Genomic DNA, 18,342 nt, shown 5'->3' on the forward strand with positions numbered 1-18,342 from the left:
TCGACTAGCCCTCTTGCTGACGAAAGCGTTTCTCAGCCCGTTTTTCTAATTGATACCAAAGCTGATTACAGGTTTCATGAAGTTGCTTGTTATCAATATCGCTTAGCCCGCGTCGAGCTAATACAATAATATCAATGCCTTGCAGCTTATATTGATGTAGCCTGAATGTTTCTCTTACAACGCGCTTTACGCGATTGCGTTGCACGGAGAGTCGCACGTTTTTCTTTGCTATAACTAAGCCTAATCGAGCGCGGCCTAGGTTGTTTTTGCGTGCCAAAAATAATAGTTCAGCGGTTGAAACCTTCAGACGTGATTCGTCGAATACCGCTTGGTATTCGCTGGCATTTAAAAGGCGTAATGATTTTTCAAAGTGAAAATCCACCGTTATGCCAGCATACCGTATCGCTTAATAAGTCTTAAGCAGATAGAACAACACGGCCTTTAGCGCGGCGACGGTTGATTAGTTTACGGCCATTCTTAGTAGCCATACGTGCACGAAAACCGTGGTTGCGTGCTTTCTTAAGATTGCTTGGTTGGAACGTTCTTTTGCTCATGATGTTGTCCGTAATGTAAATAAGCCGACGGGGTCGCCACCGGCACTGCACAGCTAAATTGCCGAGACAGTGAAAAATCGGATCGCGAATTTTAGTGGACATTAGGAGCAATAGCAATGACTTGCTTGGTTTAGTTACACCTTTTTGCGGATTAGCGCTCCACCCTTCTAAATCACAGCTTACCCATAACTTATCTACAGGTTTTCAATATTGTTATCAAGATGTGGGTGTTTTGTTGGCAGTATTGATAGAAACCTAAATTTCCTCCTTAGAGTGTTGAATAAGAAGGAGTTTTTCCTGAGCGCCTAGATTTTTTTCTTTGTAAAATTTGTGGATAACTGGATACTTGGCGAGTAGAATAAGTTGCTCTTCAACGATAAGTTATTCGGCTCTCCCAGAGTTTTGTGGCCATTGTTGTTTCATTAAAAATCTAAACTTGGAGTATTTGTGTTGCCAGAAGCTACGTGGCAAAAATGTATTGCACATTTGCAAGACGAGTTGCCTTCTCAGCAATTTAATACCTGGATTAGGCCGTTACGGGTTGAATTGGCTGGCGACTTGATACACTTATGTGCGCCAAATCGTTTTGTTCGCGATTGGGTTAGTGATCGTTTTTATTCGCGTATCGTTGAGTTGGTTACTGAGCTATCACCACCTGGGAAAAAAGTGCAGGTTGAGCTCGGAATTGCAGAGCGACAGGCAAGTCGAAGCTCGGCCAGTCCTTTGGCGACAAACCCAAGTACTTCTCGCCAGCCATTTCAGTCATCCCCTATTGCTAAGGATCCTGAACAGGTGTTCTCGCGAGGTCAGGTGGCGGCGCCTTCGGTGTCTTATCCTCCGCAAGGTGCTCCGCAGATTATCACCGGTCAGCGCCAGGTCGAAGTTGAGGGTGGTATTCGGCACCAGAGTTCACTAATGGAATCATACACCTTCGATACTTTTGTCGAGGGTAAGTCGAATCAGCTAGCACGTGCGGCTGCGAGCCAAGTGGCTAGTAATCCTGGGCGGGGATATAACCCGCTGTTCCTATATGGTGGTGTTGGGCTAGGCAAAACCCATTTAATGCACGCTGTCGGTAATGCTTTAATTCAGCAAAACCCAAATGCCAAAGTAGTTTATTTACATTCCGAGCGCTTTGTAGCGGATATGGTAAAGGCCTTGCAGTTAAACGCGATTAATGAGTTTAAGCGCTATTATCGCTCGGTAGATGCTCTTTTAATTGATGATATCCAGTTTTTCTCCGGTAAGGATCGCTCGCAGGAAGAGTTTTTCCATACTTTTAATGCTCTCCTTGAGGGGGGGCAGCAGATGATACTGACGTGCGACAGATATCCAAAGGAAATCAAAGGCTTAGAAGAGCGGTTGAAATCTCGTTTTGGTTGGGGCCTCACTGTTGCGGTAGAGCCGCCGGAGTTGGAGACCCGTGTGGCGATTTTGTTGAAGAAAGCTGAGCAAGAAAAGGCGACCCTACCTTCTGATGCAGCGTTTTTTATCGCCCAACGTGTACGCTCAAATGTTCGTGAATTAGAAGGCGTGTTAAAGCGTGTAATTGCAAGTTCTCGCTTTATGGCAAGACCCATAGATATCCCGTTGATAAAAGAGTCGCTTAAAGATTTATTGGCTTTACAGGATAAGCAGGTGAGCCTAGATAATATTCAGCGAACAGTAGCAGAATATTACAAAATTAAAATTGCTGACCTTATGTCGAAGCGTCGTAGTCGCTCTGTAGCGAGGCCGCGTCAGGTCGCTATGGCCTTGTCTAAGGAATTAACGAATCACAGTTTGCCAGAGATTGGCGAGGGCTTTGGTGGTAGAGATCACACCACAGTGCTTCATGCGTGCCGTAAAATTAAAGAGTTGCGCGAAAGTGATGGTGATATACGAGAAGATTACCAAAATTTGATAAGACTGCTCACAAGCTAATGTTTTAGTGGCGCTTTATATAATAAAGTAGCTTTAATATTCCATAACCTATCAATATATTTAAAAGAACAGGAACCGGAAGCATGAAATTTTCGATTTCGCGGGAAGCGTTGATAAAGCCCTTGAATCTTGTCGCTGGTGTTGTCGAGCGTCGGCAAACTTTACCAATACTGGCAAACGTACAGCTAGTGTTAAACGGTCAGGAATTAGCGCTGACCGGCACAGATTTAGAGGTTGAGCTTATTGGCCGTGTTCATCTGGAAGATGAAACGGGTGTGTCAGGTGAGATCACCATCCCCGCTCGGAAATTAGTTGATATTTGTAAGGCCTTACCCGACGGTTCTGATATTAGCTTCCAGTTAGATGATCAGAAATTAATTATCAAGTCTGGCCGTAGCCGATTCCAGCTATCAACTTTGCCTGCGAATGATTTTCCTAGTGTAGAGCAGGCAAAGGGTGGTCAGTCCTTTACTCTGAAGCAAGGTGATTTAAAGCGCCTGATAGAAAGAACTAGCTTCGCAATGGCGCAACAAGATGTGCGCTATTATTTAAATGGTATGCTGTTTGAAGTGACCAATGGCCAATTACGTGTGGTGGCTACGGATGGTCACCGCTTAGCGATGGCAACATTTCAGGGTGATATTAGCGTCGATCAAGTTGCCCAAGTCATTGTGCCAAGAAAGGGTGTGGTTGAGCTCGCCAGGTTGTTGATGAATGAAGATCAGGAAGCTGAAGTCATTGTTGGTGGTAACCATATTCGTGTCGTGACGGCAGACTTTACTTTCACCTCTAAGCTAATCGATGGCAAGTTCCCAGACTATGAGCGCGTGTTACCGCGTAACAGCACCAAGGTTGTGTTAGGTGCCAGGGCCGATTTAAAACAAGCTTTTGCCAGGACGGCGATATTATCGAATGAGAAGTATCGCGGGATTCGCATGCTGCTTACTAGTGGGGAGTTGCGCATCGTCGCCAACAACCCTGAGCAGGAAGAAGCTGAAGAGACTGTTGCGGTCGAATATCAAGGTGATAGCCTGGAAATTGGTTTTAACGTCAGTTATTTACTTGACGTCCTGTCGGCAATTAATGGCGAGTCAGCAAAGTTCTCGCTGTCTGATGCAAATAGTTCTGCTTTAATTGAAGAAGCAGATGGCGGTAATTGTCAGTACGTCGTAATGCCGATGCGTTTGTAAGGTTTTAGGTCAATTCGACATGCTCTTGTTGGTTTTGCGAATAAGAGCATGTTTGGTTTTTCTTATGCTTGGCTCCCCTCCCCTCAGATTGCTAAATTCTATGCTTGCTTTTGACGGCATCTATATCGGGCTTGTCCGCATTTCTGGGGACGATAGGTATTCTAGGTGTTCATTGTGCGGTTAGAAAAGCTAAGTATCTATAATTTTAGAAATCTTTCTCATATAGAGATGCCTCAGCTGGCCTCGTTCAACTTTATTCACGGGGTTAACGGTAGTGGTAAGACTAGCATTTTAGAGGCCGTCCACACCGTAGCGCTTACTCGTTCGTTTCGTTCGCGGAAAATGGATTCGGTTATTTCTTATGATAAGGACGATCTGACGGTTCGTGGAGAGTTGTGGCAAGGCGAGCGCGCTGGGCAACAAATTATCGGAGTTCGAAGGCCCAGAAAAGGGCCTGTGTTAGTAAAGCTTGGTGGTGAGAAGCTTTCGACAGCTGGTCAGTTGGCGGGAGTACTTCCGGTTCAGGTTATAAACCCTGCTAGTTTTGAGTTGTTAGAGGGCTCTCCAGGCGTGAGACGGCAGTATATTGACTGGGGAGTGTTCCACGTGAAACATTCCGGCTTTTTTGAGTATTGGCCTCGTTATCGTAAAGCGCTTCAGCAGCGTAATTCCTTGCTTAGACGTGGTAATATAGACGTTGCGCTGCTAGCCCCTTGGGATAGAGAAATGGCGACGATGGGCGCATTAATACACGATGCACGCTCAGCACACTTTGAGCTACTGATAAGCGCGTTTAGTGATATTTATCAGCGTCTGCTCAATTTGGTTGGCGCTTCGGAAACTAATGCCCCGTCGCTAAAGGTCTCTATAAATTCGGGGTGGCGTGACAGTGATATGGATTTTGCTGAGGCATTGCGGTCAGGTTTGGCGGGAGACTTGCGTGCAGGGTTTACACGAAGCGGTCCTCATCGTGCAGATATAGAATTTCGAGTTGGAAAGATGATGGCTGGAGATGTTCTCTCAAGAGGGCAAATAAAGACTCTAGTTTGTGCACTTAAACTGGCCCAATCAAAGGTGCTTTTGGACCAGGGTATAGCGACTGTTTTTCTGATAGATGACTTGGCGGCTGAGCTTGACGAGGGTCGATGCCAGGCGGTTTTTAGTGAGTTGGTGGCGCTTGATGTCCAGGTATTCGCCAGTGCCGTAAAGCGGTCAGACCTTGATGACAGCTGGTGTTTAGGTAAGAGTTTAAAAAGGTTTCACGTGGAACATGGGGTGCTGACGGAATGCTAGGCGTTCTAGATAAGAAAGGTTTTTACTCCAAGTTTTAGAGTTTTTAGGTCGGTTTGATGTGGTAAGGCAGTATTCTGCTGCAGGATATAAAATAAATCGGTTATCCATTCTTCGGATACAAAGGTTGGAAAGAAATGACAGAAAATAGAGCTTACGATTCTTCAAGTATTAAGGTGTTGAAGGGGCTAGATGCCGTCCGGAAAAGACCCGGTATGTATATTGGTGATACTGATGATGGCTCAGGTCTGCACCACATGGTGTTTGAGGTAGTCGATAACTCTATAGATGAAGCGCTCGCAGGTCATTGCAGCAAGATCCAGGTTGTTATTCACGCAGATGAGTCAGTCTCCGTGTCAGATGACGGCCGTGGTATACCAACGGAAATGCATGATGAAGGCGTTACCGCTGCTGAGGTCATCATGACTGTCCTGCACGCGGGCGGCAAGTTTGATGACAACACCTACAAAGTGTCCGGTGGTCTCCACGGTGTGGGTGTTTCTGTAGTTAATGCGCTATCCGAAGAACTATGCCTGACCATAAGGCGTGGAGGTAAGGTCCATGAACAAATCTACAAGCACGGTGTACCGCAAGCGCCGCTGGCAATAATCGGTGATACCGAGCGTACGGGAACCGAAATTCGTTTTAAGCCTTCGGCTGAAACCTTTACTAATATTGAGTTTCATTTTGATTACCTGGCTAAGCGTATACGCGAACTGGCTTTCTTGAACTCGGGTATTAAGATTGAGCTACTTGACGAGCGCAACGGCGAGAAAGAGAACTACTGTTATGAAGGTGGTTTGAGTGCTTTCGTTGAGTATTTGAATACCAACAAGACGCCAGTTAACAAGGTTTTCCACTTCACCACGGAGAGTGAAGGTGTGGTTGTTGAAGTGGCATTGCAGTGGAATGATGGTTTCCAAGAGAATCTATACTGCTACACCAACAATATTCCGCAGCGGGATGGCGGTACCCATTTGGCTGGGTTCCGAGCTGGCTTAACGCGGAATCTAAACAACTACATCGAAAAGGAAGGTTTGGCGAAAAAGGCTAAAATATCGACCACCGGTGATGATGCGCGTGAAGGTTTGACCGCCGTGGTGTCTGTGAAGGTACCGGATCCTAAGTTTTCCTCGCAGACCAAAGATAAGCTGGTTTCTAGTGAAGTGAAAGCGATTGTTGAGCAGGCAATGAGCGCGAAGTTTGGCGACTTCCTTATGGAAAGCCCAAATGAAGCGAAACAAATTGTCCAAAAAATGCTCGATGCCGCCCGCGCCCGTGAAGCTGCCCGAAAAGCGCGGGAAATGACTCGTCGTAAGGGTGCCTTGGATATTGCTGGCTTGCCAGGTAAGTTGGCAGATTGTCAAGAAAAAGACCCCGCTCTTTCCGAAATATACCTCGTCGAGGGTGACTCTGCGGGTGGCTCGGCCAAGCAGGGTCGAGATCGTCGCACCCAAGCAATATTGCCTCTGAAGGGTAAAATCCTTAATGTTGAGAAAGCCCGCTTCGACAAGATGATTTCGTCGGTCGAAGTAGGAACCATTGTAACCGCCTTGGGTTGCGGTATAGGTAAGGATGAGTTCAACGTAGAAAAACTGCGCTATCACAGTATTATCATCATGACGGATGCGGACGTCGATGGGTCGCATATCCGTACCCTGCTGCTCACATTTTTCTTCCGGCAGATGCCAGAACTTATCGAAAACGGCCATATATTTATTGCCCAACCACCACTATACAAAATAGGCCGCGGTAAACAGCATCAGTATTTAAAGGATGAGCCGGCGCTTGCCAATTACCTAACCCAATCGGCGTTAGACGGCGCAGCGCTATACGTTAATCCTGATGCCGCGCCTATCGGTGGCGCTGGTCTGGAGGAGTTGATTGTTCAATATCGTCGCGTGGAAAGTATTATTACTCGTTTATCTCGTCTATATCCCGCAGGCGTTTTACGCGAATTAACGTATATGCCTGTTCTACATGCAGACGAATTAGCCGATAAGGCCGTGGTCGCAAAATGGGCTGAGCGCTTGGCTGAAGTCACCGTTGAGCTAGAACAGCGTGATGCCCAGCATCGTTATGATGTTCGTATCGTTGACGATCCTGAGCTGCATTTATTCCTGCCGGCTATTGATATTATTTCACACGGAGTGAGTGATCACTATCAGTTTGGGCGTGATTTCTTCAAGTCTGTTGACTACCAAACGATAGTGGCGCTTGGGCAAATCCTACAAGGTTTGCTAGAGGATGGTGCATACATTAAGCGCGGAGAGAAGGTTCAAGAAGTTAGTGATTTCTCAGAGGTAATTACGTGGCTTATGCAACAGGCAGAGCGCGGATTTAATGTACAGCGCTATAAAGGTTTGGGTGAAATGAACCCAGAGCAGCTATGGGAAACGACAATGGACCCCGAGGCGCGCCGTATGTTGAGGGTAACGATTGAAGATGCGGTCGCAGCGGATCAAATATTCACAACATTAATGGGTGATCATGTTGAACCCCGTCGTGAATTTATTGAAACCAATGCACTTAAAGTTGCTAACTTAGACGTCTAGAAACCGTTGTCAACTCTTGAGACGGAGGCTCACTCCGCTCTCAAGTAGTTAAATGATAGTCGGTAATCGTATTTCAATAGGGTTCGGGTTTAGCGTATTACTGAATTAGTTCGCACTGAGCCTCTATCCAGTTTTCTACTTCTAAGCTTAGTTCTTTACTTTCTCGACCGGCAGTAGGTATTGCATCCCCAATTACAAGAATCACCGTGCCAGGTTTTATTCTAAGCCCCCTCGCAGGCCATAATTTTCCGCCGTTGTGGGCGATTGGCAATACCGGAACCCCTGCCTCTATAGCCATGCCAGCACCACTGCGGGCATATTTTCCACGAACACCGACAGGCGTCCGTGTACCCTCGGGAAAGATAAGCACGTTATATTTATTTCGCAGCCTCGATAGACCTTGCTCCATCGTCTGTCTAATCGCTGCGCGTGGATTACTGCGATCGATACCAATTGCATTCATCATTCTTAAGGCCCAACCGAAGAAAGGAATGCTAAAGAGTTCGCGTTTTACTACAGTAGCAACAGGGAATAAAAACCACTGTAAGTAGAATGTTTCCCACTGGCTTTGATGCTTTGCCATGGCCACGTAAGGCACTGTTGATGGTAGCTTGCCTCGTATCTCCGTTTTCACACCGCAGCATATTCTCAGCCAAAGGATAATTGCTGCGTTGCCTAAAACAAAATAACGTCCGCGAACATGAAAAGGCAGGAATGAGGTGAACAGCAAGCCAGTAGTGCAAATAAAAACGGTGATTAAGGCGTAGCCCGTAAAAAAAAGCACAGAGCGGATTGTTAATATGCTGTTTACAATAAAGGCCATTCCCGAATCTCGTTTGGTGTTGCGGTGAATTTTGTGCCCACCGCAAGATAACTATTTACCACCCTCCCTCATTTTTTAGTGAGGGAGGAAAATCATTTACCTACAACTAATAAAGAAATATCCGCCACCTCTAGGAATAGACCTTGAAGTTGCTTGAGTAAGGCGAGGCGGTTATTACGCAATGCATCATCGTCTGCGTTGACCATGACCTGGTCAAAGAAGGCATCCACGCTAGACTGTAGCGACGCCAAAGACTTCAAGCCACCTTCGTAGTCGCCAGCAGCAAACAAAGGTAAAACCTTGCTTTGTTGCCGTAGCAATTGCTCCGCAAGTGTCGACTCTGCAGCCTCGACTAGTAAATCAGAGTTTATAGTGTCTGCGATTTCACCCTCAGCTTTAGCGAGTATATTAGAAACCCGCTTGTTGGCAGCGGCTAGCGCAGCGGCCTCTTCCAGTTGATTAAAGGTATGTACCGCTTTAATACGCTTGTCTATATCGAGCGGTTGACTTAGTTGCTTAGCACTTACTGACAAGAACACCTCTGCTGATATGCCCTGGTCTTCGTAGCCGGCGCGTAAGCGATCAATAATGTAAGTCACAACGGTGGCCTTTAAGGTTGAATCACCGGAGAATTTACCGTGCTTTGCGATGGCTAGATCAACTAAATGGGCAAGGTCCAGGTTGAGATCTTTCTCAACAATGATACGCAGTACACCCAGGGAGGCGCGACGTAATGCAAAGGGATCTTTTGATCCGCTTGGTATTTGCCCAATACCAAAAATGCCAGATATTGTATCAAGTCGATCAGCTAGCGCGAGGACGGTTCCGGTGACGGTTGTTGGCAGACTGTCACCGGCAAAACGCGGCATATATTGCTCGTTCATGCTCAGTGACACATCCGCTTCTTCACCGTCGTTTTGTGCATAGTAATATCCGGCAATACCCTGCATATCATCGAACTCGAGTACCATGTCGGTAACGAGATCACTTTTAGATAGTTCCGCTGCGCGCTTTGCCGCTTCTGGATTGGCGCCAATGAGTTTCGCTATATCGACGCTCAATTCAGCGACACGGCAGGTTTTGTCGTAGATGGTGCCCAGCTTGTCCTGGAACACGATGGCGCGCAGTTTTTCGCGCTGCTTTTCTAAACTCGTTTTGCAGTCGGTCTCAAAGAAAAAAGCGGCGTCGCTTAGCCGTGGGCGTATCACTCGTTCGTTGCCATCAATTACTTTTTGAGGCTCGCGACTTTCGATGTTGGACACGGTGATAAAGTGCGGCATAAGTTTATTGTTAGCATCGACAACATGAAAGTATTTCTGATGCTCTTTCATTGAGGAGATTAACGCTTCAGCGGGCACTTTAAGAAAGCGTTCTTCAAAACTACCAGCCAATGCTACCGGCCATTCTACTAACGCACTTACTTCATCGAGAAGATCATCGCTAATCACTGTGTTACCGCCGAGTGTTTTTCCCAGCTCAGTAATTTGACTGCGAATAATATCTTGGCGAACCTGGAAGTCGGCGATAACACTGCCCTGCTCTTTCAGAATGGTTTCATACTGATTTGCAGAGCTTATGCGTAATTCTTTGTTGCAGTGGAAACGGTGGCCACGGGTAATATTTGAGGATATTAAATTAAAAATATTTTCCTCTAAGGGCTCTTCACCAAAAACGATAGCGAGCCACTGTATTGGCCGCACGAATTCTGTGCGCGAAGAGCCCCAGCGCATGCGTTTTGCTATCGGCAGCGAGTTTAAGGCGGCATCAATAACACTCGCAATAAGGTCTGCGGTGTTCGCGCCTTTTGCGGTAACGTGGTAGCACAGCTTTTCTTGCTTGCCGTCGTTAGCGACGTGCTTGCTGAGTTCATCAATGTCGATGGCATTCTTCTTTGCAAATGCTATCGCGGCATTGGTTGCATTGCCTGCATCGTCAAAAGCGACCTTCACCGGCGGGCCCCAAATTTCTAATTCTTTATCTGGGGAGGTCTCAGCTACATCAGATAGTAGTACGGCAAGTCGGCGCGGACTGGCATAACTTTTTGCGGCAGAAAAATTTATTGCCTGATTCGAAAGTTGCGAACTGATGCTATTGGTGAATGCAGCCGACAAAGTCTTTAAGGCTTTTGGTGGTAATTCTTCGGTGCCTACTTCAATGAGTAAATCGCGATGGGCAGTCATTATTTACTCTCCTTTGCGGCGGCAAATTCTGCGCGTAAATTTTCCGGCGCCAAGGGAAAACCGAGTGCTTCGCGAGCGTTGAAATAAGCTTGTGCTACCGCGCGAGCTAAGCTTCTAACGCGCAGGATGAAGCGTTGTCGCTCCGTTACAGAAATGGCGTGCCTCGCATCGAGTAAATTAAATGCGTGCGACGCCTTCATCACCATCTCGTAAGCGGGTAGCGGCAGTCCCTTTTCGATAAGGCGCTCACTTTCCTTTTCGCAATGATTAAATTGGGCGAACAGCTGGCTGACGTCGGCCTCTTCAAAATTAAAGTGCGACATTTCAACTTCGTTTTGATGAAACACGTCACCGTAGCTGACGTTGCCAGCAGGCCCCTTTGTCCAGACCAAATCGTAAATACTGTCAACGCCCTGCAGATACATTGCAATTCGTTCCAAGCCATAGGTGATTTCGCCGCTAACTGGGTAGCACTCTAAGCCGCCGACTTGTTGGAAGTACGTGAACTGGGTAACTTCCATGCCGTTTAGCCAGACCTCCCAGCCTAGGCCCCAGGCGCCCAAAGTTGGCGACTCCCAGTTGTCTTCTACAAAACGGATGTCGTGAACTTCTGGGTCGATGCCGAGCATTTTTAAGGATTCTAAATATAGATCCTGAATATTGCTGGGCGACGGCTTCATAATGACCTGAAACTGATAGTAGTGTTGCAGACGATTGGGGTTGGTGCCGTAGCGACCGTCGGTGGGTCTGCGGCAAGGCTGGACGTAGGCGGCATTCCAAGTCTCTGGGCCAATAGCGCGCAAAAACGTGGCTGGGTGGAAGGTGCCTGCACCAACCTCCATGTCGAGCGGTTGAAGTAGCACACAGCCCTGCTCTGCCCAATATTGTTGCAATGCCAAAATTAGCCCCTGAAAGGTGCTGACGTCTGCCTTACTCACGGCCTTCCCCACGAAATAAATAAAGAGGTGAATTATACAGATTTGATAGCTGCTGCGTTAAGACTTAGGTGGTTTCTGGTCGTAGTAGCGGTGGACTTGCTATTATCGGCGTTCATATATGCGGGAGACAGGGTGGAATGGCGAAAATAATCGGTGCGATTTTGGGTTTTATGGTCGGTGGCCCTTTGCTAGCACTCCTAGGATTTGTCGTAGGGACATTTTTTGACCGTGGCTTAGGTCAGGCGATGCGCTTCAATTACGGAGCCGAGCGTGAGCGTGTACAAGGCGTATTTTTCGACACCGTGTTTCGTGTCATGGGTCATATCGCAAAGGCCGATGGCCGAGTGTGCGAATCTGAGGTTGCGCAGGCAGAGGCAATTATCAGCCAGCTAGGTTTAACAGGTGCTCGTCGTCAGGATGCAATTAATAAGTTCAAAGAGGGCAGTGACAGTAGTTTTAAATTAGAGCCGCAGATGTCTGATTTTATGCAGGTGGCAAAAAGTCAGACCTTGCTTCGCCAAATGTTGCTAGAGGCGTTGTTGACCATGGCGCTGGCAGACGGCGAGATGGCAAGCGCTGAGCGGGATATCGTTACCTTAGTGGCAAAATACTTGGGTATGCCGGCTGCCGAGTTTCAGCGTTTAATAGACATGGTGATGGCCCAGCGTCAGTTTCATAGCGGCGGTTCCGCTCAAAGTAACAGCGGTTTAGAGCTTAAGAAGGCATATCAGGCTATCGGTGTTGACGACTCCATATCCGATGCGGAGCTAAAGCGCGCCTATCGCAAGCTAATGAGCCAGCACCATCCAGATAAGCTAATTGCTAAAGGTGTTCCTGAAGATATGTTAAAAATTGCAACGGAGAAGGCACAGGAAATTCAGGCAGCCTACGACTTAATTAAGAAAAGTCGCGGCTCCTGATGCAATTCCGCCTGTCGGGCCAGCTTATGATTAGCTGGCTTGGGCTGACAAAGGACGCACATTATCGATGGCTTGCGAGTCTATTTCCTCGAGTGCCTCTACCCTACCCTTGCAGGCTTGCATAATAGCTTCTTTGTTTTTGGCGAGGAAAATGCCAAATTCTTCAGCTTTCGTTTCATCAACATCGGGAATATGTTGTTGCAGTAATGCACTGAAACCCTCTGCCAACTCCAACATTTTGTCGTAGGCGTCGGCATCTTTTTTGTTGTCAAACATACTGTTGTCCCTATCGCACATCCACTTGGCTACTACCGCCATATTTCACCTCGTTTGATTTTTTAAGGATATTAACTCTGGCCCGTACTGTATATAAATACAGCTTTTCATGCAAGACATAATGCGCAAATACAGCACAGCTCTTGGTATTCATTACTTTGATTGATGTGAGATTGCAGAGGTATGGAAAGGCAAGCTTACCGAAACCATATTGTTTCTTTAGGCAAATAAGGGCCAATTAGACGTGTTGCGTGCGCTGCATTTCGGCGTAGCGTGTCGCCCAAGATACAAATTGCTCTGCGGGCAGCGGCGGCGAATAGAGAAAGCCCTGTATCATATCGCAATGCCGCTCTCGGAGTATGCGACGTTGGTTTAGGTTTTCCACGCCTTCGGCAATAACCGTCATGTTGAAACTGTGGCCCATGGCAATGATCGCGTTGGTAAGGGTCACACTGTCGTTGCAGCTGTCGATGTCATGAACAAAGCTGCGGTCAATTTTTAATGTGTCAAAGGGGTAGCGTTTGAGATAGCTAAGCGAAGCGTAGCCGGTACCAAAATCATCGAGCGATAAATGAACCCCCAAATTTTTAAGTTGCGCAAATGTATCGCGAATTTCCGGCGTGTCATTTATGAGTAAACCTTCGGTAATTTCTAGCTCTAACTGCGCGGCGGGAAGGCCACTTTGTTGCAAGGCATAGCGAACGTTTTCAACAATGTCGCCATCAGTAAATTGTTTTGCAGAAATATTAATTGCAACAGTCAACTGCGGTAAACCGGATTTAGACCATGACACAATTTGCTTGCAGGCATTTTCGAGCACCCATTTACCAATGCCAACAATTAAACCACTCTGCTCAGCAACGGGAATAAATTGATCCGGGCCTGGGTTGTTTAAATTAGCATTTTGCCATCTAAGTAGGACTTCAACCCCCCTTAGCGTGTTGCTCTGTAAATGGATGACGGGTTGAAAGTAAAGATTAAGTTCGTTGCGGTCGATGGCATGACGTAGTTGATTTTCCATCTCTAGACGAAGTTCAGTTTCGCTGCTCATACCCTCTTCATAAAAACTAAAACGATCGCCGCCTTTTTCTTTGGCACTGAACATGGCCGCCTCCGCCCGCCGCATTAACAGGGGGGCGTCTGAGCCATCTTCGGGGTATTTGCACAGACCAATACTGGCGGAAAGATTAATTTCGTTGTGATTGATATAAAACGGTTCTCGACAGCGATCAAGCAAGGTTTCTGCAAGAATTTCTGCCTCATTTGTACAGCATTCTGGATTTAAAATAATTAAGAATTCGTCGGCACCTAAGTGCGTAAGAACCTGATCGTCACTAACGCTGCGCCTAAGTCTCTCTGTGGTTTCAATAAAGATTTTATCGACGACTTGGTGGCCTAGAGAGTCATTGATAAAGCGAATACGATCTAGATCGATATGAATAAGAATAAAGCCTTTATCGATATCGCTTTGGTCGTGGATAGATGTATGCAAGGCACGCAGGGCGAAATGTCGATTTGGGAGACCGGTAAGTACATTGTAGTTTTCGCGTATAAATAATCTATCTTCGATGGCTTTGTGTTCAGAAATATCTTCTGCGCGAATAGCAACCCGAGACAGCTGCCCGCGTTCATCTAAAATAGGGGTTATGGTCGTCGCGAGGTATTCGTTATTTTGTGAGCGTCCAAAACGCAGTTCACCGCGCCATTCGCGTTTGTCAAAAATAGCTTGCTCCACATGCAGGCGGGTCTCTTCTGGAATGTTGTCCTGCCAAATTTTTGTAAGCGAAGCTTCACTGTAATTGCTCGTTTTCATTTTTTGAAAAGAGGCGTGATGGGTATTGATAAACTCAATATTAAGTTTGTCGTCTAAGAGCAGCAGGGCTGAAGAGCTATGTGCTATGAGCAGGCGCTGTTGTTCGTTTTTTAGGAGTAGTTGATCGCGCAGTTTGTACTGACGATCTAAAATACGGCTAAGAAATAAGGCGATGATGCTTGTGCACGCGATAAGCGTTGCCAGCATGAGTAGAGCTGGGTTGTATGGTGTTTCTACAACAAAATATGCCACCGCTGATAGGGCGGCAGATACGATGAATGCGATGGCGAGAACAAGATACGGCATTATTTGCTCTTTTAAGATTGCCTTAGTACAAATATTCGGCAGCTAGTTTAGTTAGTATTGCGGTCTGTTATTTTTCTTGCAACAAGCATTGCTACCGGTTTGCTGTTTTGCTGAAGCCTTGTTTCTTGATAATAGCGTATTTCTAAATCTTTGAACTGTGCGCGAAGTTCATTTTCCTCAAGATAGTAATTCGAATTGCTGGGACCAGTATCTATTACCTCCGATCCTGTGGCCTTAGTCTGCACAAAGGTTTGATAAAATAGCAGACCACCCGGCTTTAGTGCTTTTTCGATCGCTTGGAATAGTGGTCGGTATAAGAAATAACTCACCACAATCACGTCGTAGCGCTTGTTAACGAAACCATCATTTTCAATGTCTGCACAGCGCCCTGTTACCGCCAATTTGTGCTCGTTGGCGTAGTCATTTAGCTTGGAGATCGCGATATCTGATATGTCTACTGCCTCGCACGCTAGGCCGTGACGAGCAAGCAAAAGGGCGTTTCGCCCAAGTCCACACGCCAGATCGAGGGCGCTGCCCGTTTGAGGCGCTAAGGAAATATGTTGCTGTAGCACCTCGCAGGCGGTGCCGGAAACTTCGCGGTCACTGTGACGGTTATTCCACTTTATCCGGCTGGCTTCGCTATTTGTGCTTGGCATGTCTAACGGCGCCAGAAAGAAGGCATGAGTAGTACTAAGAGGGTGAAGATCTCTAAACGTCCTAACAGCATGGCGTAGCACAGAATCCATTTGCCGGTATCGCTCACGCTGCGGTAACTGGCTGCAACTTCACCTAGGCCAGGGCCCATATTGTTAATCGCGGCTGCCGTAGCCGAAAATGCGCTGATGGAGTCGAGGCCGCAGGCCATCATCGCCAGGGTGATAATGATAAAGGAGATCATGTAAACGCCAACAAAACTCCATACCGCGCTGACAATTTTGGCTTCTACACGGTGACTGCCTATTTTTAAGGGAATAACGGCGTTGGGGTGAATGAGCTGTTTCATCTCCCGTATTCCTTGTTTGGCAACTAGCATGACGCGAACGGCTTTCATGCCGCCGCCGGTTGATCCTGCACAGCCCCCGATAAAAGACAGCATAATAACGGCAACGGGCAAAAAGCTTGGCCATATTGAGAAGTCTTCAGCGCCGAAGCCCGAGGTGGTGATCACGGAAATCGTGTGGAAAATGCCGTGAATAAAGCTGTCCTGAAGCTCGTAGGTGCCGCTGTAAAATAGATAGACCGAAATGGTGAGCGTGGATATGCCAATCACGGCCAGATAAAAGCGGGTTTCAGCGTCGTTTAAGTAGTGGCGTATTGAGCGTGACCGCCACGCGTGAAAGTGAATGGTGAAACTCAACGCCGCGAAAAGCATAAACCCGCTGCAAATCATCAGTATTAAAGGGCTTTGAAAGTATCCCATGCTGGCGTCGTGGGTCGAAAACCCGCCAATGGCGACCGTGGAAAATGAGTGGGTTAACGCGTCGAAAAAGCTCATACCGGCCAGCCAATAGGCCAGCGTACACACCAAGGTGAGTGACACGTACATTAGGAATAGCACTTTCGCGGTGCCGGTAATCCGCGGTGTGAGTTTATTGTCCTTCACCGGCCCTGGTGTTTCGGCGCGATACAGCTGCATGCCACCGATACCCAGTATGGGTAGAATTGCGACCGCGATAACGATGATCCCTATGCCGCCCAGCCACTGTAAAAACTGCCGGTAAAACAAGATAGATATGGGTAGCTCATCTAAGCCGGTTATTACCGTAGCCCCGGTTGTTGTAAGGCCCGAGATGGACTCAAACACCGCATTGCTTATCGATAGGCCTGGGTCTTCGGCGAGATAAAATGGCAGAGCACCGAACAGACCTAGTACGGTCCAGAACAGCGACACCACGAGGAAGCCATCGCGAATGCTCAGCTCACTCTGCTGTTTTAGATTTCCTAGCCAGAGTGCCAAACCACTGCTGAACGTCACGGCAAAGGCGGTGACAAAGGCATTCAGCGCGCCGTCGCTCAGCCACAGAGAGAGGATGGCCGGAACCGCCATCGTCAAACTGAATATCATCAGCAGCACGCCGATAATTCGGCAAATGATTCTTAGGTGCATAGATTTTTGCCCCAGCTAGTGGGGAATTTCTTGGTCATTAGAAGAAGGTAAATCCGACTTGGAATAGCTTCTCAACCATTTTGATTTTACTTTTATCAACGAGGAATAAAATCAAATGGTCTTCCGACTCAACTAATAAATGGCTGTGGGCGATCATGACATCATCACCGCGGACCAGCGCACCAATGCTTACGCCGTCTGGCAGCACAATTTCATCGAGTCTGCGGCCGACTACTTTCGAGGAGCGGTTGTCGCCGTGGGCGATAATCTCCAACGCCTCTGCCGCGCCGCGCCGCAATGAGTGAACATTGTAAATATCGCCGCGACGGACGTGGGTGAGCAAGCTGCCGATGGTAATTTGCTGTGGAGAAAGCGCGATATCAATGTCGCCCCCTTGAACCAAGTCGACATAGGCAGGGTTGGTGATTAAGGTAATTACTTTTCTGGCGCCCATGCGTTTGGCGAGCAGTGACGACATGATATTCGCTTCGTCGTCATTGGTGAGAGCAAGAAACACATCGGTCTCTTCAATGTTTTCCTGCGCGAGCAAGTCGTGATCAGAGGCGCTGCCATGCAGCACGATGGCCTTAGATAACTGCTCTGACAGCGCGCGACAGCGATCATAGCTGCGCTCAATAATCTTCACGTGATAACGGTTTTCTACAGATCTAGCTAGCCGCTCTCCAATATTGCCGCCACCGGCAATAACCAAGCGCTTATAGGGCGTGTCTAAACGGCGCAGTTCACTCATAACCGGCATCACGTTCTTTTTGGCGGCGATAAAAAATACCTCGTCGCCCGCTTCAACCACGGTGTCGCCACTGGGTAGAATCGCTGTTCCGCGCCGGAAAATAGCGGCGACGCGGGTGTCGATGGTGGGCATGTGATCGCGAATAGCGGCGAGCTCGTTACCGACCAAGGGGCCGCCGTAATAGGCCTTTACGCCCACTAACTGAACTTTACCGTCGGCGAAATCGAGCACCTGCAGTGAACCGGGGTACTGCAATAGGCGCTTAATATAGCGAGTCACCAGTTCTTCCGGGCTGATAAAAACGTCGATGGGAATGGCGTCGTTGCCAAACAGCTTTTCCACACTGGTGTAAGCGTTAGAGCGGATCCGAGAAATTTTGGTGGGGGTGCGAAACAGGGTGTAAGCCACCTGACAGGCGACCATGTTAATTTCGTCGCTATTGGTCACTGCGATAAGTAAGTCGGCGTCTGCCGCACCAGCTCTGGCTAGCACATCGGGGTGCGAAGCCTGGCCTGTTACTGTGCCGATGTCGAGACGATCTTGCAGCTCCCTAAGGCGATCGGGGTCTTTATCAACAACCGTGATGTCATTGTGTTCACTGGCGAGGTTCGCGGCTAATGTGCCGCCTACCTGCCCCGCGCCGAGGATAATGATTTTCATTGGTCTAGGTCGCCTGCGCTGCCTGTTATCGGTTTGTGCCTGAGAAAAATACCGCA

Annotated in this window: 15 protein-coding genes; 5 read left to right on the top strand and 10 right to left on the bottom strand. The window is 47.7% G+C overall.

Translation table 11 applies throughout. The annotated features are described in order from the left end of the window. Positions 1-4: 4 nt before the first annotated feature. Positions 5-382 (bottom strand): ribonuclease P protein component, encoded by a 378-nt coding sequence (rnpA, locus tag KXJ70_RS09685; RefSeq protein ID WP_219043304.1) that lies wholly within the window; start codon positions 380-382, stop codon positions 5-7. A gap of 34 nt (positions 383-416) precedes the next feature. Continuing rightward, positions 417-554: a 50S ribosomal protein L34 gene (gene rpmH / locus KXJ70_RS09690; RefSeq protein ID WP_219043305.1), complete on the bottom strand. Its 138-nt coding sequence runs from the start codon at positions 552-554 to the stop codon at positions 417-419. A 450-nt stretch (positions 555-1,004) separates the two neighbouring features. Between rpmH and dnaA the strand changes: the two genes are divergently transcribed. The 4 genes from dnaA to gyrB all read left to right on the top strand — a co-directional run bounded on the left by dnaA (position 1,005) and on the right by gyrB (position 7,512). Next, the gene (gene dnaA, locus KXJ70_RS09695; protein ID WP_219043676.1) at positions 1,005-2,477 is read left to right on the top strand and encodes a chromosomal replication initiator protein DnaA; all 1,473 of its coding nucleotides are present in this window, start codon (positions 1,005-1,007) and stop codon (positions 2,475-2,477) included. Positions 2,478-2,560: 83 nt separating this feature from the next. Continuing rightward, entirely contained in the window at positions 2,561-3,667 is a 1,107-nt protein-coding gene (dnaN, locus tag KXJ70_RS09700; RefSeq protein ID WP_219043306.1) for a DNA polymerase III subunit beta, read from the top strand. 174 nt (positions 3,668-3,841) lie between these two features. Next, positions 3,842-4,960 carry a DNA replication/repair protein RecF gene (gene recF, locus KXJ70_RS09705; RefSeq protein ID WP_219043307.1) on the top strand — a complete coding sequence of 373 codons (1,119 nt, stop codon included), beginning with the start codon at positions 3,842-3,844 and terminating at the stop codon, positions 4,958-4,960. Positions 4,961-5,094: 134 nt separating this feature from the next. After that, complete coding sequence (gene gyrB, locus KXJ70_RS09710) at positions 5,095-7,512, top strand: DNA topoisomerase (ATP-hydrolyzing) subunit B (protein ID WP_219043308.1); 2,418 nt, start codon at positions 5,095-5,097, stop codon at positions 7,510-7,512. 97 nt (positions 7,513-7,609) lie between these two features. Here the strand turns inward: gyrB and KXJ70_RS09715 are convergent, their stop codons facing one another. From KXJ70_RS09715 to glyQ, 3 genes are all read right to left on the bottom strand, one after another. Continuing rightward, positions 7,610-8,335, bottom strand: a complete 726-nt coding sequence (locus KXJ70_RS09715) for a lysophospholipid acyltransferase family protein (protein ID WP_219043309.1) — start codon at positions 8,333-8,335, stop codon at positions 7,610-7,612. A 92-nt stretch (positions 8,336-8,427) separates the two neighbouring features. Beyond that, complete coding sequence (glyS, locus tag KXJ70_RS09720; RefSeq protein ID WP_219043310.1) at positions 8,428-10,515, bottom strand: glycine--tRNA ligase subunit beta; 2,088 nt, start codon at positions 10,513-10,515, stop codon at positions 8,428-8,430. Continuing rightward, positions 10,515-11,453, bottom strand: coding sequence for a glycine--tRNA ligase subunit alpha (glyQ, locus tag KXJ70_RS09725; RefSeq protein ID WP_219043311.1), 939 nt, complete (start codon positions 11,451-11,453; stop codon positions 10,515-10,517). Before glyQ ends, glyS begins: the two co-directional genes overlap by 1 nt. 137 nt (positions 11,454-11,590) lie before the next feature. Between glyQ and djlA the strand changes: the two genes are divergently transcribed. Further along, positions 11,591-12,373, top strand: coding sequence for a co-chaperone DjlA (djlA, locus tag KXJ70_RS09730; RefSeq protein ID WP_219043312.1), 783 nt, complete (start codon positions 11,591-11,593; stop codon positions 12,371-12,373). Between the two features lie 30 nt (positions 12,374-12,403). Here the strand turns inward: djlA and KXJ70_RS09735 are convergent, their stop codons facing one another. The 5 genes from KXJ70_RS09735 to trkA all read right to left on the bottom strand — a co-directional run bounded on the left by KXJ70_RS09735 (position 12,404) and on the right by trkA (position 18,286). Further along, positions 12,404-12,691 (bottom strand): YebG family protein, encoded by a 288-nt coding sequence (locus tag KXJ70_RS09735; RefSeq protein ID WP_219043313.1) that lies wholly within the window; start codon positions 12,689-12,691, stop codon positions 12,404-12,406. A gap of 196 nt (positions 12,692-12,887) precedes the next feature. Further along, positions 12,888-14,768, bottom strand: coding sequence for a putative bifunctional diguanylate cyclase/phosphodiesterase (locus tag KXJ70_RS09740; RefSeq protein WP_219043314.1), 1,881 nt, complete (start codon positions 14,766-14,768; stop codon positions 12,888-12,890). A 47-nt stretch (positions 14,769-14,815) separates the two neighbouring features. Continuing rightward, entirely contained in the window at positions 14,816-15,424 is a 609-nt protein-coding gene (locus tag KXJ70_RS09745) for a class I SAM-dependent methyltransferase (protein ID WP_219043315.1), read from the bottom strand. Positions 15,425-15,426: 2 nt separating this feature from the next. Then, on the bottom strand, positions 15,427-16,875 hold the full coding sequence (locus KXJ70_RS09750; RefSeq protein ID WP_219043316.1) for a TrkH family potassium uptake protein: 1,449 nt from the start codon (positions 16,873-16,875) through the stop codon (positions 15,427-15,429). A 37-nt stretch (positions 16,876-16,912) separates the two neighbouring features. Next, positions 16,913-18,286 (bottom strand): Trk system potassium transporter TrkA, encoded by a 1,374-nt coding sequence (gene trkA, locus KXJ70_RS09755; protein WP_219043317.1) that lies wholly within the window; start codon positions 18,284-18,286, stop codon positions 16,913-16,915. Positions 18,287-18,342 lie beyond the last annotated feature (56 nt).

It is taken from the genome of Zhongshania aquimaris (assembly GCF_019312595.1).
GTDB classification, from domain to species: domain Bacteria; phylum Pseudomonadota; class Gammaproteobacteria; order Pseudomonadales; family Spongiibacteraceae; genus Spongiibacter; species Spongiibacter aquimaris.